This is a genomic window from Alicyclobacillus tolerans (genome assembly GCF_900142255.1).
GTDB lineage: Bacteria > Bacillota > Bacilli > Alicyclobacillales > Alicyclobacillaceae > Alicyclobacillus_I > Alicyclobacillus_I tolerans.
Genome location: NZ_FRAF01000027.1, coordinates 13,772 through 38,049 on the forward strand (window position 1 = coordinate 13,772; position 24,278 = coordinate 38,049).

Annotated in this window: 26 protein-coding genes; 5 read left to right on the top strand and 21 right to left on the bottom strand. The window is 43.9% G+C overall.

Translation table 11 applies throughout. The features are described from left to right. Positions 1–39 precede the first annotated feature (39 nt). The 6 genes from codY to BUA75_RS13185 all read right to left on the bottom strand — a co-directional run bounded on the left by codY (position 40) and on the right by BUA75_RS13185 (position 3,376). Positions 40–822: a GTP-sensing pleiotropic transcriptional regulator CodY gene (codY, locus tag BUA75_RS13160; protein ID WP_072875061.1), complete on the bottom strand. Its 783-nt coding sequence runs from the start codon at positions 820–822 to the stop codon at positions 40–42. Positions 823–1,199: 377 nt separating this feature from the next. Continuing rightward, positions 1,200–1,883 (bottom strand): class I SAM-dependent methyltransferase, encoded by a 684-nt coding sequence (locus BUA75_RS13165; protein WP_072875062.1) that lies wholly within the window; start codon positions 1,881–1,883, stop codon positions 1,200–1,202. Continuing rightward, a complete protein-coding gene (locus BUA75_RS13170; protein ID WP_072875063.1) occupies positions 1,876–2,217 on the bottom strand; it encodes a YerC/YecD family TrpR-related protein in 342 nt (113 codons plus the stop codon). The genes BUA75_RS13165 and BUA75_RS13170 overlap by 8 nt, the downstream gene beginning before the upstream one ends. A 94-nt stretch (positions 2,218–2,311) precedes the next feature. Further along, the gene (locus tag BUA75_RS13175) at positions 2,312–2,503 is read right to left on the bottom strand and encodes a hypothetical protein (protein WP_129583649.1); all 192 of its coding nucleotides are present in this window, start codon (positions 2,501–2,503) and stop codon (positions 2,312–2,314) included. Continuing rightward, a complete protein-coding gene (locus BUA75_RS13180; protein ID WP_072875065.1) occupies positions 2,490–3,170 on the bottom strand; it encodes a helix-turn-helix domain-containing protein in 681 nt (226 codons plus the stop codon). Before BUA75_RS13180 ends, BUA75_RS13175 begins: the two co-directional genes overlap by 14 nt. After that, positions 3,167–3,376 carry a helix-turn-helix domain-containing protein gene (locus BUA75_RS13185; protein ID WP_242650335.1) on the bottom strand — a complete coding sequence of 70 codons (210 nt, stop codon included), beginning with the start codon at positions 3,374–3,376 and terminating at the stop codon, positions 3,167–3,169. The genes BUA75_RS13180 and BUA75_RS13185 overlap by 4 nt, the downstream gene beginning before the upstream one ends. Before the next feature lie 180 nt (positions 3,377–3,556). Here BUA75_RS13185 and BUA75_RS13190 point away from each other — a divergent pair, with 180 nt between their 5' ends. Together BUA75_RS13190 and BUA75_RS13195 are read left to right on the top strand one after the other, a co-directional pair. Then, a complete protein-coding gene (locus tag BUA75_RS13190) occupies positions 3,557–4,204 on the top strand; it encodes a hypothetical protein (RefSeq protein ID WP_072875067.1) in 648 nt (215 codons plus the stop codon). Positions 4,205–4,285: 81 nt separating this feature from the next. After that, the gene (locus tag BUA75_RS13195; protein ID WP_072875068.1) at positions 4,286–4,684 is read left to right on the top strand and encodes a helix-turn-helix domain-containing protein; all 399 of its coding nucleotides are present in this window, start codon (positions 4,286–4,288) and stop codon (positions 4,682–4,684) included. Here BUA75_RS13195 and BUA75_RS13200 read toward each other — a convergent pair. Further along, positions 4,670–5,698, bottom strand: a complete 1,029-nt coding sequence (locus BUA75_RS13200) for a metal-dependent hydrolase (protein ID WP_072875069.1) — start codon at positions 5,696–5,698, stop codon at positions 4,670–4,672. The two genes, BUA75_RS13195 and BUA75_RS13200, sit on opposite strands and share 15 nt — an antisense overlap. Positions 5,699–5,814: 116 nt before the next feature. Between BUA75_RS13200 and proS the strand changes: the two genes are divergently transcribed. Beyond that, on the top strand, positions 5,815–7,266 hold the full coding sequence (proS, locus tag BUA75_RS13205; protein WP_072875070.1) for a proline--tRNA ligase: 1,452 nt from the start codon (positions 5,815–5,817) through the stop codon (positions 7,264–7,266). An 86-nt stretch (positions 7,267–7,352) separates the two neighbouring features. Here proS and BUA75_RS13210 read toward each other — a convergent pair whose 3' ends face one another. The 4 genes from BUA75_RS13210 to BUA75_RS13225 form a co-directional block, all read right to left on the bottom strand. Then, the gene (locus tag BUA75_RS13210; RefSeq protein WP_242650336.1) at positions 7,353–8,795 is read right to left on the bottom strand and encodes an FAD-linked oxidase C-terminal domain-containing protein; all 1,443 of its coding nucleotides are present in this window, start codon (positions 8,793–8,795) and stop codon (positions 7,353–7,355) included. Beyond that, a complete protein-coding gene (locus tag BUA75_RS13215) occupies positions 8,785–10,164 on the bottom strand; it encodes a (Fe-S)-binding protein (RefSeq protein ID WP_072875072.1) in 1,380 nt (459 codons plus the stop codon). Before BUA75_RS13215 ends, BUA75_RS13210 begins: the two co-directional genes overlap by 11 nt. Beyond that, positions 10,148–11,488 carry an FAD-binding oxidoreductase gene (locus BUA75_RS13220; RefSeq protein ID WP_072875073.1) on the bottom strand — a complete coding sequence of 447 codons (1,341 nt, stop codon included), beginning with the start codon at positions 11,486–11,488 and terminating at the stop codon, positions 10,148–10,150. Before BUA75_RS13220 ends, BUA75_RS13215 begins: the two co-directional genes overlap by 17 nt. Positions 11,489–11,642: 154 nt before the next feature. Beyond that, positions 11,643–12,422: an IclR family transcriptional regulator gene (locus tag BUA75_RS13225; RefSeq protein ID WP_072875074.1), complete on the bottom strand. Its 780-nt coding sequence runs from the start codon at positions 12,420–12,422 to the stop codon at positions 11,643–11,645. Between the two features lie 267 nt (positions 12,423–12,689). On the opposite strand from BUA75_RS13225, the gene BUA75_RS13230 reads away from it, so the two are divergent. Beyond that, entirely contained in the window at positions 12,690–14,327 is a 1,638-nt protein-coding gene (locus tag BUA75_RS13230; protein ID WP_238413552.1) for an L-lactate permease, read from the top strand. 115 nt (positions 14,328–14,442) lie between these two features. After that, on the top strand, positions 14,443–16,047 hold the full coding sequence (gene aceB, locus BUA75_RS13235) for a malate synthase A (protein WP_072875075.1): 1,605 nt from the start codon (positions 14,443–14,445) through the stop codon (positions 16,045–16,047). Positions 16,048–16,165: 118 nt separating this feature from the next. Here aceB and BUA75_RS13240 read toward each other — a convergent pair whose 3' ends face one another. The 10 genes from BUA75_RS13240 to BUA75_RS16595 form a co-directional block, all read right to left on the bottom strand. After that, on the bottom strand, positions 16,166–17,176 hold the full coding sequence (locus BUA75_RS13240; RefSeq protein WP_242650337.1) for a Rieske 2Fe-2S domain-containing protein: 1,011 nt from the start codon (positions 17,174–17,176) through the stop codon (positions 16,166–16,168). Between the two features lie 213 nt (positions 17,177–17,389). Continuing rightward, the gene (locus BUA75_RS13245) at positions 17,390–17,737 is read right to left on the bottom strand and encodes an ArsR/SmtB family transcription factor (protein WP_072875076.1); all 348 of its coding nucleotides are present in this window, start codon (positions 17,735–17,737) and stop codon (positions 17,390–17,392) included. Positions 17,738–17,876: 139 nt separating this feature from the next. Beyond that, positions 17,877–19,538 carry a mercury(II) reductase gene (gene merA, locus BUA75_RS13250; protein ID WP_072875077.1) on the bottom strand — a complete coding sequence of 554 codons (1,662 nt, stop codon included), beginning with the start codon at positions 19,536–19,538 and terminating at the stop codon, positions 17,877–17,879. Positions 19,539–19,618: 80 nt separating this feature from the next. Next, on the bottom strand, positions 19,619–19,939 hold the full coding sequence (locus BUA75_RS13255; RefSeq protein WP_072875078.1) for a hypothetical protein: 321 nt from the start codon (positions 19,937–19,939) through the stop codon (positions 19,619–19,621). A gap of 136 nt (positions 19,940–20,075) precedes the next feature. Continuing rightward, positions 20,076–20,471 (bottom strand): cytochrome c biogenesis protein CcdA, encoded by a 396-nt coding sequence (locus tag BUA75_RS13260; protein ID WP_072875079.1) that lies wholly within the window; start codon positions 20,469–20,471, stop codon positions 20,076–20,078. A 14-nt stretch (positions 20,472–20,485) separates the two neighbouring features. Then, positions 20,486–20,647 (bottom strand): hypothetical protein, encoded by a 162-nt coding sequence (locus BUA75_RS15970; RefSeq protein ID WP_165612024.1) that lies wholly within the window; start codon positions 20,645–20,647, stop codon positions 20,486–20,488. Positions 20,648–20,833: 186 nt separating this feature from the next. Next, positions 20,834–21,079, bottom strand: a complete 246-nt coding sequence (locus tag BUA75_RS13265) for a hypothetical protein (RefSeq protein WP_072875080.1) — start codon at positions 21,077–21,079, stop codon at positions 20,834–20,836. Between the two features lie 9 nt (positions 21,080–21,088). Further along, positions 21,089–22,768 (bottom strand): ABC1 kinase family protein, encoded by a 1,680-nt coding sequence (locus tag BUA75_RS13270; RefSeq protein WP_072875081.1) that lies wholly within the window; start codon positions 22,766–22,768, stop codon positions 21,089–21,091. Between the two features lie 85 nt (positions 22,769–22,853). After that, entirely contained in the window at positions 22,854–23,864 is a 1,011-nt protein-coding gene (locus BUA75_RS13275) for an NADP-dependent oxidoreductase (RefSeq protein WP_072875082.1), read from the bottom strand. Between the two features lie 131 nt (positions 23,865–23,995). Further along, the gene (locus tag BUA75_RS16595) at positions 23,996–24,262 is read right to left on the bottom strand and encodes a group II intron maturase-specific domain-containing protein (protein WP_423219861.1); all 267 of its coding nucleotides are present in this window, start codon (positions 24,260–24,262) and stop codon (positions 23,996–23,998) included. Positions 24,263–24,278: the final 16 nt, after the last annotated feature.

Consider the following 24,278-nt stretch of genomic DNA (forward strand, 5'->3'; position numbering starts at 1 on the left):
CCACCTCACGAGGCGCATAACCACCTAGCAGCTGCCATTTTAGCGGTCGAATTGGCGGTTAATTTCATCCTCTACAAAAGCGTTCAATACACGCAAATGTGTACCTTTCATACCAAGCGAACGACTTTCAATGGTTCCCGCACTTTCCAACTTACGAATACTATTCACAATAACAGAACGGGTAACACCATGTTCATCGGCTATTTGACTACTGACGACAATGCCATCTGGAGAATTTTTTACCGCATCGACCAAATATTTGGCTACTTGTAATTCGGAGAAAGACAGTGACTCTACAGCCAAATGTGCAAGCGCACGCTGGCGACTTTCCTCTTCTTTTCGCTGTTGGCGCGAATGTACAACTTCAAGCGCCACAATCGAAGCAGCATATTCAATCAATACCATATCTTCTTCACTGAATTGTTGATTAGTGCGAGCAAAAACAAGCGTTCCCTGTCGTTCACGTGCACCAATCACGGGTGCAATGGCGATATGCTTACTGCGAAAACTTTCATTTTCTTCAGGAGAAAAAACGTAGAAAGGTTCCTTATCCTCCAAATTGGCCACGGTTTGTTCAATTGTAAGCAAATGCTTGTTAAAATCCCCGGGGAAGCGTTGATCGCGGGTCATGATATCCAGCCACTCTTCCGTTAACGCATGTTCTGCTACGCCATAACCAAGAATTTTTCCCTTTCTACCAACAATATAAGTATTTGCAGTCAAAACACGGCTCAGAAACTCCGCCACCTCATGAAAATTCACCTGTTCGTTTGCGCTGCGCAACAACTTACCCATTTCTTGAACCTTGTCCAATAATCTCATGTTCTACACCTCTTTGTTATTTTCTTTCGACCACCCAATGTCATATCGGTGGAACTGGTTTATGGTTGTAAATAATTTCTGATTCTTCCAAATGTTTTTTGCCCAATTTGGAAGGCCACAGCAATCATACACCCGTAGCTTAACATACTGTTCCGACAAATGACCACAAATTGTGTCAATTTGCGACACAAATTTAACAATTTTCGAAGGGATAGTCTTATTCCTCTTTCAGGATTGCAAATTTTATATTTTCCAGCGTATCCTGCACGTCAACCAATTATCCAGAATCAACGTATAAATCAATTTCAAATATTGAGAAATTTCTTTTCAAAACAAAACTGACCACGGTTTCTACGGGCCAGTCATTCTTCATCACTTTAAGCAGTCGGCAGTTCTTTCCGTTTGACAACTCTGACAAAACTCGCTAACCCACCTAACATATAATGCTGTTTAATCAGTTCAGCCTCTGGAATTTGAGGATTTTCTAAGGAGCGGATCATCAGAGGATTGCAACGAGCAGCCGTTGCTGCCCAGGAAACAAACATGTCCTTGTCCAACTGAGTAATACCATTATTCATGCAATACTGTTCTGCCGCCCAAAGATTCATATTGCGAGAAGGATTGACCATAATCAACCTTCCTCCCGGCTTGAGCGTACGCATCATTTCACGAATGGCCTTTAACGGATCGTCCAATAAAAACAGAAGATTAACACAAAAGATAACTGAAAAGCGATAATCCGGATAAGGAAGATGACTGGCATCTGCGACTTGAAAAGCTACATTGTCAATTTTATATTTGATTGCATTGCGCCGGGCACGTTCTACCATTCGTTCATCTTTATCCACAAAGTAAACTGTATTCACTCTATGAGCCAAATAGAGACCCAGCCAACCAGCACCACACGCCATGTCTACCACATCGTCCATTTCGCGAATGCTTGCCGTATGCAGACAGGTCATCTGTAATTCACGATGCCAAGCAGCCTGTCCCATTAAATCAAAAAAATCAATTGGATCTTGAACAAACTCAAAACGTTCTCTACCCCATTTATCAATCATACGTCTTATCCCCATCTCCGCCTTGGCGCCAATGGTTGGTTTGTTCTTGCTGCAATCTCTTCAAAACCGTGACATAACCGTCTGCACCATAGTACAAACAGCGTTTGACACGACTGATGGTGGCGGTACTGGCGCCCGTTTCTTCTTCAATTTGATGATACGTGAGTCCTTGCTGGAGCATCTCCGCAACTGCCAAGCGCTGAGCAAGCGATTTAATTTCTCCGATTGTGCAGAGGTCTTCAAAAAATGCATAACATTCATCCATTGTCTCCAATGACAGAACTGCCTGAAAAAGTTTATCTACGTGTTTGTCACGGAGACGCTCAAACGGCATAGTAACCCATCCTCTAATTTACGAAGTCACTTATCCGCATGGTATCACATGTTAACAACTTTTTGATAATTTCCTATAAAATTTTTATCAAAGATCAGCGGTGAATGGATTCAAGAACCTCTAAACAATGTTTGATTTCATCTAACCTTGCTTGAAGTTTTACCTCTGCTTCGCTGCTAATCTCCGGTTGCTCAAGTTGTTCTTGTAACTGCTTTTGCCTGCGATGCAAGGCGCGCTGCATTTGACGAATGGCATCTGCATATCCAATCTCTTCAGGCGTGGGCATCATGAAGTTCCCTTTCTTCCTTGGAATCATATAGACGGTGACAAATCTGATCGACAAGCGGCTGCATCTGATACCAGTTCCACCTTTGCAGCAATTGACATTCCTGTTGACTCCACCAATCGGCAGCTTCCATTCGACCCAGATGAGCATAAATATTTCTGCGAGTAGCTGCGTCTACCACCAGACGCTGTAATTCTTCCTTGCGCTGTATTTCCCTCTGTCTGCTTTCTCTGCTTTTTCCTGCTGGAATCAGCCAGACGCAGTCTAATCTTCTCTCAAAATCGTACCAGTCCAATTCGTTTGTGAGACTTTGAGAGGAGATAAGATAGTGTTGATATAGCAATTTCTCTTGTATATCAAGCAAATCCTCTCTAATTTGATATAATTCTTTCAAACCCTCAGGTTGGGATAACTCAGATAGCAAAAAAGCATGCCAAGCCTTTTGCAAAAGTTTCCCTTGCAGGAGAGAACTGTCATCTGCTGCGAATAGTTGTTCCACTGAACAACACAATCTTTGGGAAAGTGCTTCCGCCAACTCGTTGGACGGCTTTACTAACCCTCTTTCAAGAAGAGAAATATGACTCTGAGAGGTCAGTCCTTTCGCCAATTCAAATTGTGACAGTCGCATCTCTTTTCGTCTTTTTTCCAGTCCTGTACGGAGACTCATGGGTATTTTTTCTCCTCCCACAATCGTTGTAGCGGAACTTCCAAAGCTTCTGCAATTTTCTCCAGTTTAGTTAAATTGCTTCCTCTAGCGCCCGACTCTATGGCATAGATATATGAAGAACTAACTCCTGCTTTCATGGCAAGTTCTCGAACCGACATCCCTTTGACTGTTCGGTAATATTTTACATTTTCAGACAAACGTGCCACACCCACCACCCCATCATTTTCTATAATAGAGTAAATTCTAGCAGATGTTGACTCAATTTGTCTGCCATTTTTATACGATTGTAGAATACGCGCGAAAAATTTTTCTCTTAATATTCAATTACCGTATGCTAGAATGAGCATCTTGCAAACATTGAGAATCCTACAGAAAGGAAGTCACTCATGCTTCAGCTCTCCAGTGTTTGTCCCATGACTGAGGAGAATTTACTTGATTTACTACCTCTTCTTGAATCCGATCAAGCCTTTGCTATGGCTTTTTCTACAACATCAGTGTTGTCATGGTGGGCGAGCTTACAACTTGGCCGAGCAAACGGCAGCGCCGAAGCATGGATATTTACTATGCACCCTATCCAGCGTGAGAACTCATTCCAAAAGGCAGGCGAAACATCTGCAAGGAATGAGTCAGAACAGACCATTGGCTTTGCGTACGTATCCCTCATTGATGAACAATGGTTTAACGATGGCCAACGGCGTATGGAGGCTGGAACCTATCTACTCCCTTCTTTTCGCAATAAGGGGTGGAATTTGCCTGTCAAGTCAGAACTGATTCACAATCTCATACATGTTTTTTCTATTGAGGAGGTTCTTTTTCTCATCCCTACAGAGAATATGCAAGCTATTCTAGCCTGGCGTAAACTACCCCCTCATCGTTTTTATTCTGATACCGGAAAAATTCCATCGCATTATCGAAAGTTTTTCCGACGAAGACAATTTGAGTCTGATGAGTTATTGTCCATGGCAGTAGTAAGCCGGGATGAGTGGTCTAGATACTGGCCACACGTAACTCATATAAAAAACGGAGAGACTTAGAGAATCGTCTCTCCTCTTTACACATTTGTATAACATTCCTATACTGATAAAGCATACTGAGCGTTGTTGTGGGGTGGCCACATGACACTGGGAGAAAAAATCAGGTACTTGCGACTACAAAGACACTGGACGTTGGCAACACTTTGTCAACGGACGGGAATTTCTATGAGCCATTTAAGCGCCATTGAAAAAGGGGGACGCAAAAATCCTTCCTTCGATGTGGTCTGCCGGATTGCCCATGCATTTGATTTGCCGCTCAGCTATTTTGACAGTCACAACGAACGAGAGGAAAAGATGACTACTGTAAACTATCCTTTGCTGGTTTCTGAAGAAGGAGCTCGTTACTTACAATTGGCTGAACATCTCGCTGAACGTAAAGCACTCGATAACACTTCTCTTTTACTGGAATCGATTGCTGAATTTTTAAACGACAACCAAGCAACTTATCTTCCTGAAGATTCGCACTCAACGGATGATTGAATGAGCAGATGGAGTTTTTTTCTTATTTCTTAAAGGAAAATCCACTACCTGACCTCCCCAAGCTGCAGGTCGAAATGCCTCAAAGCGCATACCTTCAGACAAAATAGCAAAACGTTCTCCTTCCAATCGCAATACAACCCAAATATGAAAAGGAAGCAACCGCCCGCTACGAAACACTGCATCCGCCAGGCGTACCCGAAATCCATCGCCCTCTCGCTCTGTCCACCCAATCAACACTCTCGCCAAACGTGAAAACTCTCGACCAAGTTTGGTTTCGTGCAATACATAATGAATCGCTTGCGTTTCCTCCGTTTGATAAACAGCATCTATCACCGGAGATTTAAACCACGAACAACTTCCAAAACGCACTATTCCTGAAGGATGAGCAAAGACAAACTGTTGACGCCATGGAAGTAGCGCGGGTGGAAAAACCGCAGATTCATCCGATTGCTGGATAGGACGTACTCGTTTAGGTAAAATGAGTCGATTCAGAACACGAATGAATAGAAGCAACAACGCCAATCCGTCACAAAGAATGACTACTTTCAAGAGCGGAATGCCCATGAGGTGTAACACTAAACCTAAGACAAGCCATACATCCCATGCGTATTCGTATAAAAATAAGACATCCAATGCGTATCTTTTTTCCGAGATCGGCCAAAAAACAGCCGTACCATAAGCTGTCAAAACATCACTAAGCACATGCAGCAACGCACAGAACCAAGCCATGAAAAAAATTTCTGGACCTTTCCCTGAACTCCACAACTGAAAAACAGCGGCAATCAATAAAGCGAAAAAGAGAGTGCCTGGCAGAGAATGCGTGGCGCGACGATGAGCATATAAAAATCGTTCCCTGCCAAAAAGACGCATAACGGTATCCAAATCACAGATTTCCGAGCCTAATACGGCTGCCGCAAGCATGACAGAGTGGGAAAGATGGGGATCCGGCGGGGCAAAAGCCAACCATGTAGAGTAGACACCTATGCCCATAGCAGCGTGCGTAATGGTATCCATGTGAAATTCCTCCTGACAAAATTATTATGGCGAAGAAAGCTTGTTCTACTCTCCTGCACTTTCCTTTAGGCTGCTTGCCGTGTAAGATGGGCACAGGAAAACAAGGAGGACGCTGTATGCCAAAATCTGATAAATCTTTCGTCAAAGAAATTACTCCTCAAAGCGAAGACTTTTCACGCTGGTATATTGACGTCATTCGGCGTGCTGACTTGATGGATTACGCGCCGGTGCGCGGTTGTATCGTGTTTAAACCAGATGGGTATGCGCTTTGGGAAGCCTGCCAACAAGAACTTGACAGACGTTTTAAAGAAACTGGGCACCGCAATGCCTATTTTCCGCTCTTCATTCCAGAATCTTTTTTTCAGAAAGAAAAAGAACATGTGGAGGGTTTTAACCCTGAGCTACCTTGGGTAACTGAAGCAGGCGGAGAAAAATTGGAAGAGCGTCTGGCGGTAAGGCCAACCAGCGAAACCATCATTGGTCATATGTACGCACAATGGATTCAGTCCTATCGTGATTTGCCTGTACTGATTAATCAATGGGCAAACGTAGTACGTTGGGAGAAACGAACGCTTCCATTCTTAAGAACAAGCGAATTCCTCTGGCAAGAAGGTCATACTGCACACGCAACTGCTGAAGAAGCGATTGCAGAAACTGAACAGATGCTCAACATCTATACAGATTTTGTAGAGAATTTCTTGGCCATTCCAGTCTTCAAAGGTCAAAAGACACCTCTAGAAAAGTTTGCTGGCGCCGTTAGCACTTATTCAATTGAAGCCCTGATGAAAGATGGAAAAGCGCTGCAGGCAGCAACATCACACTATTTGGGACAAAACTTTGCCAAAGGGTTTGAGATTCAATTTCTCGATAAAGACAACGAGAGAAAATATGTTCATACGACTTCCTGGGGGATCTCCACACGTATACTTGGAGCGCTGATTATGGTTCATGGGGACGATCGCGGTTTGGCACTACCACCTAAAATCGCACCTACCCAAGTCATGATCATTCCAATTGGTCCACAAAAAGAGAGAGAACGCGTTGTAACTCACGCCAAAGATTTATTGAAGCGAATTTCTAAACGTAACATTCGCGTTCAAATGGACGCCAATGAAGATACAAGTCCCGGCTGGAAATTTAACGAATATGAAATGCGAGGAATTCCTATTCGATTAGAAGTGGGACCGCGCGACATGGATGCTGGACAAGTGGTCTTGGTTCGTCGCGACACAGGAGATAAACAGGCTATTGCAATAGATAAATTAGAAGAGACCGTAGAACAACTTTTAACGGATATTCAACAAAATATGTATCGCAAAGCTAAGCAATTTGCCGAAGAAAATAGCCGAATCGCTGCATCTTTTACTGAATTAGATGATATTATCCAAAATCAGCGTGGGTTTGTTTTAGCAGGTTGGTGTGGTGACAACGTTTGCGAGTTAACTATCAAAGAGAAAACTGGCGCTACAAGCCGCAACATTCCCTTTGAGCCGCCTACTCACTTACAAACATGCGTAGTCTGCGGCTCTGAAGCGAAACACAGCGTATGGTACGCCAAGTCTTATTAAGAAGAATCTGTTTGGTCATTTGAGCTGCTAGTCCATTTACACGCCCCAATCAGTCGACAATGGATTGGGGCGCTGGTATTGACGAATTATACCGTTTCCTGGAACGCTGCTGCGTACTTTTCAACCATGGTTTGAATTTGTCGAAATTCAGCACAACGGGCAGGGCGTGGAATCAGCTTGCCAGAATTACATAAATCAGCAGGATTGAACACACGTCGCAACCTTTCCTGCCATTGCAAGTCAACAGAAGAGAATTGGACTTTCATCTGTTCAATTTTCTCAATTCCCACACCATGCTCACCTGTAATACTCCCACCCATTTCTACACAAAGCTCTAAAATTTTTCTGCCGAGATCCATCGCTTTCGCCAACTGCTCTGGAATACGGCCGTCATAACATATCAATGGGTGTAAATTCCCATCCCCAGCATGAAAGACATTGGCGACGCGCAATCCATATTCATGACTCAAATCTGCAATCCTAGCCAATATCTCCGTTAACCTTGTACGTGGAATCACACCATCTTGAACCATATAATCAGGAGAAATTCGACCTACGGCTGGAAATGCCATCTTCCGACTACTCCACCAAAGTTTCCGTTCTTCTTCATTAACAGCCCGACGAACTGAATGAACATTATGGCGACAACAGATATCCAATACGCGTTGGGCCATATCTTCTACACCAGCTTGAAGGCCATCTACTTCAATCAGCAGCACTGCCGCAATTTCCGGCGGATAACCTACATGGTAGACACTTTTATCTACTGCCTGCATCATCAATTGATCCATCATCTCTACCGCAGCTGGCAGCACACCATGAGCTATGAGATCAGAAACTGTGTCAGAAGCGTCGGCTACCGTATGGAAATAAGCTAATACAGTTTCCACCGATTCTGGTTTTTTTAAAATTTTTACTGTAATCTCTGTAACAATGCCCAATGTCCCTTCCGAACCTACCATGACTCCCAGTAAATCATATCCCAACACATCACCATGTACCTGCCCAAGCGTAACAATTTCACCTGTGGGAGTGACCAAAGTTAAAGCCACTACGTGATTGCTCGTTACCCCGTATTTGAGGCAGTGCGATCCCCCAGAATTTTCAGCCACATTTCCTCCTATGGTGCATACAGACTGGCTGGAGGGATCGGGAGCGTAATAGAAGCCACGATGTGCAATCTGGCGACTTAAAACTAAGTTCACAAAACCCGGCTGCACAATAGCTCGATGATTTTCAAAATCCACATGCAGCAATCGATCCATTTTAACTAAACTAATGACAACCTCACCAGCGAACGGAGTAGCTCCCCCTGACAATCCTGTACCAGCGCCACGAGGAAGGAAAGGTATTTGCTCGCGATTGAAGATTTTTACAATGGAGGCCACTTGTTCAGTAGATTGAGGGAACACTACTGCTCTTGGCATCGCCTTTTCAGCTACATACGCATCGCAGTCATAAGCTTTTAGCTTATCCGATTGAAAGATGACATTTGCCGATCCGAGCAAGTTTTCAAGCTCAATTTGCACATGTCTTGGCAGCACCGTCTTCACCTTCCCCTTCCATTCTGTAGGCTCGTTGCAACAGTTCCACCGTATGGACCACTTTGACGGGTACATTTTTTTCTTTCAGACCTGAGGAAATTTGTAATAGACAACCCGGATTTCCCATTGCTAAAGTGGATACGTCATCCGGAATGTCCGCCAGTTTACGTTCGAGAAGTCTTTGAGCCATTTCTGGATGTGTCAGGTTATATATACCTGCACTTCCACAACACCGATCTGCATCTGGCAAATCCACTAATTGAAGTCCTGGAATAGAAGCGAGCAATGCTCTTGGTTGATGCCGTATTTTTTGTGCATGACAGAGATGACAAGCATCATGATAGGCTACAGTTTCGCAAAGCTCACCTTTCGGAGGTTCCCATCCTTTTTCAAAAAGCAATTCAGAAATATCTCTGACTTTAGATGCAAATAACTCTGCTCTTTCCATTTCTTCTGGATAATTGCGGAAAAGTTCAGGATATTCTTTCAACAACGCTCCACAACCTGCAGCGTTAACAACAATATAATCTGCATCTGAATTTAGGAATGCTTGTATATTCTTTCTTGCCAACGAACGCGCTGTATCCCGGTCTCCCGCATGAACCTGCAGTGCTCCGCAACATTTCTGTTCGCTTGGTACATGAACTTGGAAATGATTGCGAAGCAAGACTTCAGCTGTAGCTTCATGAACATGCGTATAAAAAACATCCATCACACAACCTGTAAACAGTGCAACCTTACCTTTTTCTCCCGTATTTTTACGAGTTGAAGATTTGCCATCCACCATTGGTAAATTTTCCGAATTCCCTAGTAATGGTTGAACAGTCACTTCAGGCATAGCCGCTTCCAACGCCTGTAAATGCCGAGGCAAAATCCGCAATAACCCAAGCCTTCTCACCCAAGTTTGAAGTCCTGAAACTTGATAAAAACGCGTCAGAGCCCGTAACTTTTGTAAACGTTTAGGATGGGGAAAAATCTCACGTAAAAATAGTTGCTCTAACCATCCTCGCCAACCTCTTTTAGGATTGGCATAAAACACTTGTCCTCGCGCCTCCTCTATCAAAGCTCCCACTTGCACACCAGAAGGACAAACAGATTCGCAAGCTCGACAATCTAGACAAGTGAAAACGGGATCCATAACATCTTCGTTTAGAGTCAAGTGACCTTCGGCTGTTTGTTTAATTAAATAAACCCTTCCCCGCGGTGAATGGTTTTCATCGGACCACTCCTGATATGTAGGGCAAACTTCTAAGCAAAAACCGCAATGTACACAGACGGAGTATTTATCCTCATCTGGAGCATCCGCAAATATGAAAGATGACTGGCGATGTACTTCTTCAAATGGCAGACTCAAGCAAACCGCCTCCCAAAATAGGTAGTTGGGGTAGAATTTCATTTGGATCAAACGATTGTTTTAACGATTTCATCAGTTGTTGCTCCACAGGATGAAGATAAGTGGGCAATTCACGAAGCAAAGAGGAACGCCAGGCAAGTGGGGCAGAAAGTAGTTGAAGCGTAGCTGAATATTGGCGAGTTAGGCGGACTGCCTCTGCTATCAATAGACGGGCATTGATTTCTGTAGGCTTGGTATAGATGCGTAAAACTCCCACTGGTTGACTTGCACTCTGTTCTATTGGACAACCTGTAACGTGAGACCAGTTGTGCAATGTTTTCTGAATTTCAGGCAAAGTTGTGGGCTTAGCCTGTATTTGCAGGAGAATGGGATAGGAAGCAAGCAATTGGCGGTATTGTTGCCACCATTCATCTGCTTCCTGCCCGTGAAGGACAGATATTTGAATACCGAGTTGACGGCAAATCTGACGAAGAAAATCAGCTTGGTATTCAGCTGAAAGCTGGTTCTCATGACAACCGATGGCTAACGCTGTTGGCGCTGGCGTATCCCATAAGTTGTTCAATTCATCTCCTGACATCCACTCAAAAGTACTTGGAATCAACGATGAATCTCTAATCAAGGAACTAGCCTCAGAAATTTTCATAAAATCACCAGTTAATAGACATACGGAGTGATAAAGTGGCAAGGGACGCAACTTAAAAGTGCATTCCGTAAGAATACCCAGAGAACCATAAGAACCTACCCATAACTTGGACATATCATAACCAGCTACATTCTTAACCACTTTGCCTCCAGTACGCAATAACTCACCATTCGCCATCACAACCCGTGCACCAATCAACAAATCTCTCCAAGTACCATACAACACCCTTTCGGGTCCATTATGATTCGCAGCCAAAAGTCCTCCTACAGTGGCTCCAGGATGACAAACTGGATAAACGGGTAGATGCTGCCCTTGCTCATGAACTATATTCTGTAAACATTGCAAAGACATTCCGCTTTGTACGGTAATGACCATATCAGCAGGAGAATACTCTATGCATTGTTGAAGAGGAGATACATCCAGCAGAATGTCCATGGAATCATCATCCAACATTGGCCAAATCGTCCCAGCTCCGCAAGGGTGTACACGCCAGCCCTTCTCTCCCGCCAAGTTCATGACTGAAACAACCGCCTCTGGACTATGGGCTTTCACATGAAGATATTGGTTATTGTACATTCCAGCTCTTTCTTCCACTGTAATGCCAGTATTTTCCAAAAAATGGGCTGCCGTTTTCTGTAACAGACTTATTTTTTCCAACACTTCATCTGGATGCTGCCCCATACTTTCCCCACCTTTTACCGACCTATCATGGATGATCTTTTAACGAATAAAACCGAAACATGCCATCATTCTGAAAAATTGTTCTATATTACAGAACTGCGTTCTGTAATTTTTGATGTATTTCACACGTAAAGCCACTCCATGCAACGAATCGTTAAATAGAGGAACCACTTAATCCGTAGCCAAGTCGCATAGAAATGTTATGCCCTGCCTGTCGCACATATTCAGCATACTCTTGACGTCGTTTGTCGTCCATTCTATCCTTCGGACCGGAAACACTGCAAGCCGCAACCGCCTGCCGTTGATTATTAAAAATAGGCGCAGCCACACAACAAACACCTAATTCGTTCTCCTCGGCATCCTCCGCAAAACCATTCTCACGAACTTGTTGCAAAATCTGCATAAATACTTCTTTACTCGTGATGGTATAAGGAGTCAGCGATGGCATCCCATATCGATCCAATATAGAAAGTGCTATTTGACGAGGAGAGAAAGCTAAAATCGCTTTTCCGAGCCCAGTAGCATGAACGGGTACTCGCTTGCCAACTCTGGAGTGCATACGTATGGTACTCGCACTATCGTATTTGTCAATATAAACGACCGATCCTTGATCAACTAGCGCCAGATGAACAACTTCACCAGTTTGTTGCACGAGTTCGCGTAGAAAGGGCTCAGCTTCCTTGCGCAAGTCAATCGACGCATATAAACGCATACCGAGATCGAGCACAGCATAACCCAACTTATAACGTCCCGTGGTGCTGTCCTGTTCAATAAAACCGCGACGCATCATCGTTTGCAAAAGACGATGCACAGTGCTTTTGACCATTCTCATACGTTCTGCTAACTCAGTAATAGCCACTCCTTGTGGATACTCACTGACAGCTTCCAGCAACTGCAATGCTTTTTCAACAGATTTGACCGTATAATCCTCCAAATGTCTATCCCCTAATCTTGATGTTCAATATGATCCCGATATTCGGGAGACATTTCTTCCTACTGAATTCTACTATACAGAATTTTGTTCTAGAATATTGTATTTTGAATTTTTACGCAATAGAATGTGTCGAACACGATCCTTGTCTGTCGATGACAGCATAGAAAGGAGGATAGGAAGCGTCCAGAAAAATAATGTAACCGCTTTCATATATATTTCCTGATCTCGTTGTATTTCAAGCTTTACGATTCATGATTACAGAAGGATGTGAGCCGATTGAATCTTTCCCACGCATTGTTTCATCAGCTCTTACTCCCGGTTGCTCACGCAACACTACCTTCCTTTTTGGTAGGATTGATTCCCATTGCCGTTGTCCTGGTTCTGCTTGGTATTCTTCGTGTACCTGCCTGGATTGCGGCTCTGAGCGGCCTGGTGATTGGTTTTATTATGGCCGTATTCGTGTGGAAATTGCCCGCTCATCTAGCTGTAAGTTCAATTGCCAACGGAGCGGTATTTGCCTTATGGCCTGTCATGTGGATTGTCTTTGCCGCTATGTGGCTCTACAACCTTAGTCAAAGAACCGGATCGTTTGAAAATTTTCGCCGGTGGATGTATCGCTACGCTACAACTGACCGAAGAATTCAACTGCTTGTCATTGCTTTCAGTTTCGGTGCACTTATGGAGGGAATAGCAGGATTTGGAACGCCTGTAGCCATTGCATCTGCACTTCTTGTCGGTCTGGGTTTTCCAGTTTTGGACGCCGTAGTATACGCTCTTATTTTTGATACCGCTCCTGTCGCTTTCGGAGCTCTTGGCGTACCCATTGTCACACTCGGTTCTGTGACCAATTTGCCAGTAGCCCATTTATCAGCCATGGTCGGGCGACAGTTACCTTTTTTCGCCTTCCTCCTACCCTTCTATGTCATTTTAGTCATGGGTGGTTGGAAAGCTTTAAAAGGCGCCTGGCCAGCCGCGTTTGTAGCAGGATTCTCTTATGCTATTACACAATTTCTCGTTTCCAATTATCTAGGTCCACAACTTCCTGATGTACTGGCTGCTTTAGTTTCTCTCATTGTCCTTGTTCTTTTCACACGAGTTTGGAAACCTAAAGACAGTCATGAATTTCAGTCTTATGCTCATGCAGAATCACGCAACAAAGATTTTGAAGGTTTTACAAGTAAAGAAGGTTGGCGAGGCTGGTTGCCCTGGCTCACCATTACAGTGATTGTCATAGCCTGGACATTTTTGCATTTGTCCGATCTCGGTACTCAGAAAATTCACTGGCCAGGCTTGGACAATCTTATTTATTTGACACTGTACGCGAAAAAGTATGCAGCCGTTTACGTTTTCCAACCTCTTGGAAGTGGTACACCTATATTGGTTGCCGTTATTTTCTCTGCCTTGTTGCTTCGTTCTGGTTGGAAAAATTTCTGGCTGGCGGCAGCAGACAGTTGGAGACAATTGCGATTTCCCATACTGACGGTTATGTGCATCGTAGGTCTTGCCTACCTCTATAATTATTCAGGTATGGCCTATACTCTGGGTATTGCTGTGGCAGCCTTGGGTGCCGCATTCCCATTCTTTTCAGGATTTTTGGGTTGGATAGCCTGCTTTTTATCGGGATCGGACACTTCTTCCAATGCCCTATTTGGCAATCTTCAGGTAGTCGCCGCCAACCGTTTACATCTATCACCCACCTTAATGGCTGCTACAAATTCAAGTGGTGCCGTGATGAGTAAAATGATTTCGCCACAAAACGTATCTACGGGCGTATCAACAGGCGAACTCAAAGGAAAAGAAGGTTTGGTCATTCGCAGGACATTCATTCACAGCTTAATTCTGACTGCACTCTTAGGAATTTTAGTTGTTCTGCAAGCTCATGTATGGAAAGGTATGGTTCCCTAAAACAATTGTTGGATACTCTAAAGTGCGTTCTGTATATCAGAACGCACTTCTATATTTCAGAACACTGTGATATCATTCTAAGTGTTCAATTCATTCAGACAGGGAGGTTCAAGAGATGACCCGTTTTAACACCCCCCAAGGAGTGGAAATTCATGGCGCGTGGCGTGAAGAATACCAACCTATTCTGAGTATGGACGCGCTACAATTTGTGGCTGATTTACATCGCCACTTTAACCGCCGCAGACTTGAATTGCTACAAAACAGAGAAAAGCGTCAAGCTGAATTAAACGCAGGAAAGTTACCCACATTTCTTCCTGAAACGGCTGAAATTCGCAACTCTGATTGGAAAATAGACCCTGTCCCTGCTGATTTACAGGACAGGCGTGTAGAAATTACTGGTCCGAGCAGTGATCGAAAAATGGTCATCAATGCTCTTAATTCTGGCGCCAAGGCTTTTTTGGTGGACTTTGAAGATGCCAATTCTCCCACCTGGAAAAATACGATACAAGGTCAAATCAACCTGTTTGACGCTATTCGCCGCCAAATTGACTATGTTTCTCCTGAGGGAAAAGAATATCGTTTAAATGAGCAAACAGCCGTGCTCATTATGCGGCCTCGCGGTTGGCATCTCCCCGAACGGCATATTCTCGTAGACGGCGAGCTGACTTCTGGAGCACTGGTTGATTTTGGTCTCTATTTCTATCACAACGCTAAAGAACTCCTCGCACGCGGATCGGGACCCTATTTCTATTTGCCCAAAATGGAAAGTCATTTAGAAGCTCGACTTTGGAATGATGTTTTTCAATATTCCGAAGAAAAACTGGGGATTCCCAGTGGCTCTATCAAAGCTACTGTTCTGATTGAAACTATTATGGCAGTATTTGAAATGGACGAAATCCTTTATGAACTTCGTCACCACGCTGCAGGCTTAAATTGCGGACGTTGGGACTATATCTTTAGCTACATCAAACGTTTCCGAAACTTGCCGGATTTCTTTTTGCCCGATCGCGCTCAAGTAACGATGACAGTTCCTTTCATGCGTGCTTATACGCTATTGACGATTCAAACTTGTCATCGTCGCGGAGCTCACGCTATGGGGGGCATGGCGGCGCAAATTCCAGTGAAAAACGACGAAGCAGCTAACGAACAAGCTTTTGCTAAAGTGCGCGCAGATAAAGAACGGGAAGTCACAGACGGACATGACGGAACCTGGGTAGCTCATCCTGGTTTAGTCCCTGTTGCCATGGAAGTTTTTAATCAACACATGCCAACACCCAACCAGATTTCTCGATTGCGTGAAGATGTTCATGTGACGGCAGAAGAACTTATCCGTCCCTCTGAAGGTTCGATTACTGAAACAGGATTGCGTACGAATATTAGTGTAGGACTTCAGTATATTGAGGCTTGGTTGCGCGGTTCTGGAGCAGTTCCTATTTTCAATCTGATGGAGGACGCGGCGACTGCAGAAATCTCCAGAACACAAATTTGGCAATGGATTCACCATCCCAAAGGTATTTTAGAAGATGGACGCAAAGTGACAGTCGAACTTTTCCGGCAACTGCTCGATGAAGAACTTGAAAAAATCGCGTCGCAAATTGGCAATGAAGCGATGAATCATTCCCGTTTCACTGATGCCAAGCAATTGTTTGACAAAATCTCGACTTCTGAAGAATGCGTTGAATTTTTAACTCTTCCTGGTTACGAACTCTTGACAGAATAACACACACATATGATTCGGTTAAGAACAGGGTATCCATCCAGTTCTTAACCGAATCTCCTAGTGAACTATCTAAGCAACGCAATCACTAACTTCAATTTACAATCGATCAAGACATGGTTTAGGATTGTACGTTCAACTTGGCTTCATCTGAACTTAAAAACTCAAACCAGCGCTGTCGAAACCGAATCTGCGGCGCATCTGCAGGAACATGCGCCTCCATGCGTAAAGCCTCAGGAATAGGTCGTGGATGTTGACTTTCCACAACTTCCCTATCCTCATTTAGTATTTTCAAGCTATAACGACTAAAAACTCTATCCATCCCAGGTACACTCTGCATAAAATTTCTTCCCGCATAACCAAAAATTTTAGTTGTCTTGCCATCCATCGGAGAGAATACAACATAATTAATAAACTTACGACGCGCCTCTGATGATGGAGTCAATATCCATTGTTGAGGAAATTCATATCGCAAATGACCGCCGCCGTTTTGAATTTGAATAACGTCCTGCTGTTCGACTGAAAATTGAATTTTTGGAATTTCCGGACGTAAACGACGCCCAATTGTCTTTTCATGCACAAAGGCCAAATGGGCCACATCCAGCACGCTTTCCACTACACGAGTGAGATGCGCGTTCCAGGTTTGTTCATAGGCAGCCAAACGCATCTGGGCTTCTAAAAGTTCGGGGAATACGCGCAGAGGTTGAGATGGAATATTGGCATCCGGCCATACCCAAATCAATCCAGCACACTCTTCGACCGGATACGCTCTGATTCGCGCAAAATCAGGTATCGGCCTGTCTGGATGAGCAGGGATTTTCTCGCATATACCCTTCTCAGAAAACTCCCATCCATGATACGCACATTGCAAATGATCACCAATGCATTTCCCTAAAGACAAATCTGCTCCCCGATGTGCACAATACGCTTCAAGCGCACGAGCCTTTTGTTTGCTTGTACGATAAAGAACCAGATCCATACCAGCAATTCGACATTTTAAAGGTCGATCGCGCAACTCTTTTGACCAAGCCACTGGATACCACGCGAGAGGGATAACCGAATCGTCACTTGGCAACTTGTGAAAAACAGCTGGTTCTTCATCTTTTGCCATATTCGTTATGGGGTTTCTCATAGTCTCCAATATGATTTCTCCTCATCACTCGACTTGAATCAAGCTTTTTCACACCATTATTTATATTATACCGTATATATAATTTATAAGACAGTCTGATTTTACAAAGGGATTCCAATCTTTAAGTGAAGCGTCAAAAGAGAGTCAAAGCCTTGACTAAACAAGGTTGACTCTCTTCGATGACCATGGGATTTTTATATTCAATTCTGTCAGCTACATACGCGTACAACTACGAATATGTTCTGCATTATCCGCCACAATTTCTTTGGCAAGTCTTAAAATCGCACTCACTCGATCATCTGAAATCCGATACAACACATACTTGCCATTTTGTCGAGAAGTAACATATCCACACCACTTCAAGCAAGCTAATTGGTTTGAAACCTGGCTCTGCGTGGCGCCTATCATTTCGACCAACTGGCTGACACTTTTCTCCCCAGCTAGTAACAACTCAACAATGCGAAGTCGTGTTGAATTTGACAAACCATGAAAAAATTTTGCGTATATTTCTGTTTGCAATATATTTTCAGACTCCTGATACGGAGAGCTAGTATCCGCCATTTCAACTATCCCCTTATATTCAATGAATGGCATAAATTATTGATGCTCAAAGTTCTAAAGATATTATAATACTTTAATCTTATTGAAGTGAATCTTGCAAAGAATTTCGGAGGTTAGCATCTACAAAATAGGTTTTATATTACCCTGCACAGCAGGAAAGCTTTGATACGTTTTTATCAAATGTCAGTGTCGCAAGTTTCAACCCTTCTGCCATTGTCAGATACGGAGCAAGTGTTGACCGCAAATCATCAATGGTAAGTCCAAATTTCACAGCCAACAGAGCAGAATAGATAACGTCACCAGCATTCTCAGCAACCACGTGGACACCCAGAATCTTCCGTGTTTGTGAATCCGCTACGATTTTGAACACTCCCGTCGTTTCTCGATTAACCAAAGCTCGTGGTACCGCATCCAAAGGCAATACGGACGTCATCACGTCAAACCCTTCAGTCTTTGCTTTCTCTTCAGTCAAGCCGACTGTTGCAATGGATGGGTTAGTGAATGTCACACCTGGGACGACACGGAGGTCGATTTTTTTCTCGGCACCAGTAATTGCGTTTTCTGCCACAATCATGCCTTCATACGCAGCCACGTACACAAACTGTGGCCCCATCGTAACATCTCCAGCCGCATAAATCCGATGATTGCTCGTACGCAGATATTCATTCACAATCACTTCACCGCGATCCCCCAACTTCACCTTGGCAGCCTCCAAGTTTAAGGAATCCGTATTCGGTTTGCGTCCCGTTGCAATGAGCAGAGCTTCGGCCTCAACGACTTGCTCATGACCACCTACCGTAATGTAAACCCGCTTGATATCCCCGACTTGTTCGACTCTGTTAAACGTCGCACTGGTGATGATTTTCATACCCTGCTCCGTGAGTGCCTCGGTGATCGCCTGTGAGACTTCCGGTTCGTACGACTTCAATACACGGGCACTTCTTTGCATCAAGGTCACTTCAGAACCGAGATTGTGAAACATTTGTCCCAGCTCCATGGCGATGTAGCCTGATCCGATGACAGCAAGTCGCTTTGGAAGCTTCTGTAGTTCAAGAGCCGTCGTGCTTACCAGATAATCGACTTCGTAAAGACCAGGAATATTCGGGACTGCAGGAGAAGCACCAGTCGAAATCAGAAAGTTGCGTGCTGTGATTTGGCGGCCGTTGACTTCCACGGTCCTTTCATCTACGAACCGTGCTTCCCCTTGAATGAGATCAAACCCGTATTCATCAATCAAATCAATATACTTATGCTGGCGAAGCTCCCCTACAAGCTCATTCTTGTCAACTATCAGCTTTGCTAAATCAACTGCACCTGTTGACGTATTTAGCCCATGAAACGGGTTATGCATAGCCATATGATGAATTTCTGCCGCTCGCAACATCGTCTTGGATGGGACACAGCCAATATTCACACAGGTTCCGCCAATGGTGCCACGTTCCACCATGGCTACTTTCGCCCCATACCCAACCGCTTGAATCGCTGCAGAAAACGCTGATGCTCCCGATCCAATGATGAGCAAATCATATTCATCATTTCCCGGCGCAATTTCTGGAATACGCTCTGACATATTCAAGATTTCCGCATCACCCGGCATATAACCTATATTGGAAACTTCGTGTTTGGCCTCTTCGAGGCTCTCTTTATCTTTAACCTGAAAAGTTGCTTCTCCACGCCGAAAATTTGCGGATACATCTTTCGCTCCGACACGCAATAAGGCAGATTTGACGTGATTTTCACAGTCTGTACAAGTCATGCCTCGTATTTTTAAACGAACTCTCCATTCGTTATTGTCAGACATTTATACCCACTCCCGACATTTGAGATATATCGCCCTAAAAAGAGGAAAACAAAACACCGGAATGAAGAAAAAGCTTCGTATTAAGTCTTGTTCGTACTGTGATGATTGCTTAAGTTAGCATCCTTTGCGCTTGTAAGAGGACTGGAGAGTTTGACATCACAGTGACAAGCCGCTTTACGCTTATTTCGTTCTTTCACAAAGATTACGATACCCATCACAAGGACGATTCCAATCACACCAGCAAGCAGCCAATGTTTGAGGAACCCCGTAATGAAGAGTCCCACACCTGTCGCCCCCAAAATCCCAGCAATCAGTGGTCCCCCACAACAAATCAACGGCGCAATCAAAAGAGACAAAATGCCCAAAACACTCCACCACGAACCATTCTTTTTATCTTCCAAAAAATATCCTCCTCCTATTATGATTCATTGTTATATTCTGCTTGCACAAACCTAAAAATCGTCTCAGTTTCTTTTTTTGAATAATTATATTTTAATATTTTAATATAAAAGAGGAGCCAATACAAATTTTATTCTCTTAAATCAAATGGTGGCCAAATAGCCAGTCATATATAACATATAATCCAGCGCTCATAATCATGATCGCACTGATTCGAGTGACCCAAGGCAATATCTGGCGTAGTCTTTTGACAAGATATGTTTTTGAAATAAGCGCCAAAACAGAAATCGTCACAACCACAAGACCCATACCCAGAGCATATAAGACAAAATGTGATAATCCCTGTTCAAACTTTCCAAACATGATAGACTGAGATACAAGCATTAAAAATACTGGGAACGTACAGCCTATCGATGCTATAGCAAAGAATATGCCATAAGTAAACATCGACCAAGCAGACCCTACTTTTATTCTTTTACCGAGACCGCCAGTATATTTCACAGTGTTCAGTTCGAATCCACGTCCAGCCAGCATTATTATTCCCATTCCTACGAGAATGAGGCATTTTGAGTGGCCTCTGTAGTGATAGAACTCTTGCCTATCGTAGAAGTTGTATGGGTAGCTATTTGCGATTTTGCAGTCAATGGTGTACCACATCCCGTCAACCAAATAGCAACAAGAACAGTTGAACTCAGCAAGAATTTTTTCATCAATTTCCCTCCAGTTCATCATATTAAAATTATATAATATTTTGATGTATAGTCAACTATTGAGGTTTTCCATGCATACTTCTATGATGAAGCATCTGGATCAACCTAATGTACGTCTAAAAAAAACACTCCTTCCAATAGGAGTGTTTTTTTAAAATTGAATGATTCTCTATTCTTTTCTCAGCTCTATTTTTGATTATATCGTTTCCAAAAACGCAGCAACCAGCGAAAGAAAAACGGCAAGCGAATGCCAGCGCGATCGACCTGTGACAAAAATGCTATAAATGAACCTGCTACACGCCTGTCCGTACGAATTCTTTCTGGATTGGCGCGAAATGTGAGACGATATCCATCTTCCAAGCCTTCAACCTTCACTTCTACCGGTCCAAGAGGCTGCTTAGCCTGTTTCAGAACGCGCTCTTTGTCATTCATACGCATCTCCTACCTGTCCGGAAAATGGCGCTCTGCAATATTTTTTAACCAGCCTTGCTGTTTTCGCCAAACGATAAACAGCCATAACAGGCTCAATCCCATCATAGCGCATGCAATAATTTCTGCAACCCTTTGTTTGAACCAGAGACTGAGCATCAGTGCCACAAAAGAAACGAAGAGCAGCAGAAAACTGTACAGCATCTGTCTTGCAAGAGCACGTTCGACGAGAGAATAATGGAATTGAAAACGTTCAAACGTCAAGCGCTCTTTCGGAGTTTTAAGCGCTTCTTCGACCAGGCCAGGATATCGCGTCAATGGCGCCAAATAGGTTTGAGCAAGTCGAAGCCAAGATATACCTTGCCCTGTTTCCTGATTCTCATCTTTGCCTCGTCCTTGAATCCAGCTCTCAACAATGGGTTTACCGAGCGCTACAATATCAATGCCGGGCGAAAGGATATGCAAGACACCGACAAACGTCGAAAGCGCCCTGCCTAAAAACGCAAATTCTGCCGGCAATTGAATAGGCTGACGTTGTATCACAGCTTGAATATCTACTAAAATTTCTTCCAGTACCATTTCATCAAAACGTTCTATGCTCTGCCTTTGGTAAAGCGAAATCAAATCGGAAATCGCTCGTGACAATTCACGACGATTCGCGTTAGGTAACAGAAAGCGCAACGCTTCTAATGCGTCAATAATTTGATCCATGTTGTTGAGAAGTATGCCTTCAACCAAAGAACGAATGTGCGCAGCATCTTCCGATCTTAATGAACTTACCATACCAAAATCAAGAAAGACAATGGTTCCGTCACTCTGTACTAACAGATTACCCGGATGGGGATCTGCATGGAATTTGCCGCCGAAAAAAATTTGTTCTGCGTAAGCATTAAACAACCGTTCTGCCAATTCTTTACGATTGAGTCCATGCGCTTCGAGAAAATCGAGATCTGAAACTTTCGCTCCTTCCATCCATTCCATAACCAGTACAGAACGGGTTGTAAACTCAGGATAGTAGCGTGGAATATGAATATCTTTACGTTCCGCATATTTATCTTGAAAATATTGGCCATTTTCCATTTCCTTGCGGAAGTTCAGTTCATCGCGAATGACAAGTACAAGTTCGCGATAGAGCGCTGACCAATCCGCCATCTTGCGAAAACGACGAAATCTTTTCATAAGAAAAATGACAATACGAATCGCTCGAAAATCCGCACGAATAATCCGGTCAATACCCGGTCTGCGAACCTTCACCGCCACCTCGGTACCATCATGCAATTTCCCACGATAAACAACGCCGATAGAAGCGGAAGCGACAGAATGGTGTTCCACGTCTGCTAACACACTGCTGATATCGCCATGCCAAGCTTCTCGCATTACTTTCTCGACTTGCTGCCAAGGTACAGGTGGCACTTGATCAACCAGATTGTCCAACTCGTGCAAAAATACATCAGGCAACAAGTCTGCACGTGTACTGAGAAATTGACCAATTTTAATCCATAATCCCTGCAGTGATAGCGCTATGGACCGATATTCGCGGGCCTGTCGCACCAGCAATTGTTCCCACGCTTCCATCGCGGCTGCATCACGTGGTTCTGGATGGCGTTTGGAAAACCAGTAAATTTGCAGGGAAAAGCGGATACTCATGTTCACGATAACAAAAATTCGATAAAGCGAGAATCGTGTCCACATGATAGATGACCGCCTTTCCATCCATTTGCCCCGAACTCATATGGATTGTTTGGAAAACTTATCTGTTTCAAATGCCTGACATGGTTTAAAACGGATCGGCCACTTTAACAAGTTGTTTTCCTACATTCTCTCCGCGAAACAGGCCTAAAAAAGCCTCAGGAATATTTTCAAAACCTTCGACTATGGTTTCACGATATTTCAATTGACCTGCCTGAAGCCATTTCCCTAGTTCCTGCATAGCTACACTGTATTGAGGCTGATAATCACTGACAATAAAACCTTTTAGCAACGCTCTGCGAACGAGGAGAATAGGCAGAATGCGCGGACCCACTTCAACTTTTTCCGTATTGTAAAGAGCGATCTGCCCACAGAGCGCAACGCGAGCAAAGTCATTCAATTGAAGAAAAACCGCGTCTGTGATGTCTCCTCCCACATTGTCAAAATAAATATCCACTCCTTGTGGACAAAGCTCCGCTAATTCCTTACGAATCGAAGGTGATGTTTTATAATTGATGGTTGCGTCAAAACCAAGTTCTGAAACAAGATATTGATTTTTTTCGTCCGATCCGGCAATACCCACTACGCGGCATCCTTTTAATTTGGCAATCTGCCCAACAATCATACCTACCGCTCCAGCAGCACCAGAGACAACCACTGTTTCCCCTTCTTTAGGCTGTCCAATATCCAACAATCCGAAATAAGCTGTCAAGCCAGGCATACCTAATACGCCGAGAAAGGCTGAAAGTGGAGCTAGCTGCGGATTTAATTTCGTCAAGCGTCCCTTACTTACGTTAAATTCCCGCCAGCCGAGTTCACCTAAGACGAAATCCCCGGTTTGAAAGCGGTCATTCTTGGATTCCACCACTTGACCTACCACGCCACCTGTAATAACTTCACCCAGTGCATAGGGAGGCACATAAGATTTTCCTTCATTCATTCTGCCACGCATATAAGGGTCAACTGAAATATAAAGAGACTTTACAAGAACCTCATCTGCTTGCAAAGCAGGTATTTCAACTGTCTCAAACAAAAAATTGTCTTGACTTGGCATGCCTTGCGGTCTGCTTGCCAGTTTAATTTCGCGTTGTTTTGCCATAAATTTCTCCACTCCTTTACTACTTCCTATTGTAACCATCCTGAATGGCTTCTCCAAATAAATCGAGTAGGAGGGGGTGACTAACCCCCGTCCTCTCACACCACCGTACGTACCGTTCGGTATACGGCGGTTCATGTTGTGGAACGAATCACATCGTATCGCTCAACTAAGCTAACCAGTCCTCGGTCACGCCAATAGGCAAGACCGAGGGCTTTATTCATTTGTGGGGTATTTGAGAGTCTCCAGTAGCCCTTGCGGGAACCGCTTATCAGGACTGCCCATTCCTCGGGAATCCCAAGGACGACGAGGTTTCGTCGCTTTGTCTTAGGTTTCTTCCATTGCTTAAGGAAGCACATTCTCAATCGGTGACGTATCCACTTGTCTAAGTCCTCGAACACACTACGGGTCTGAGCG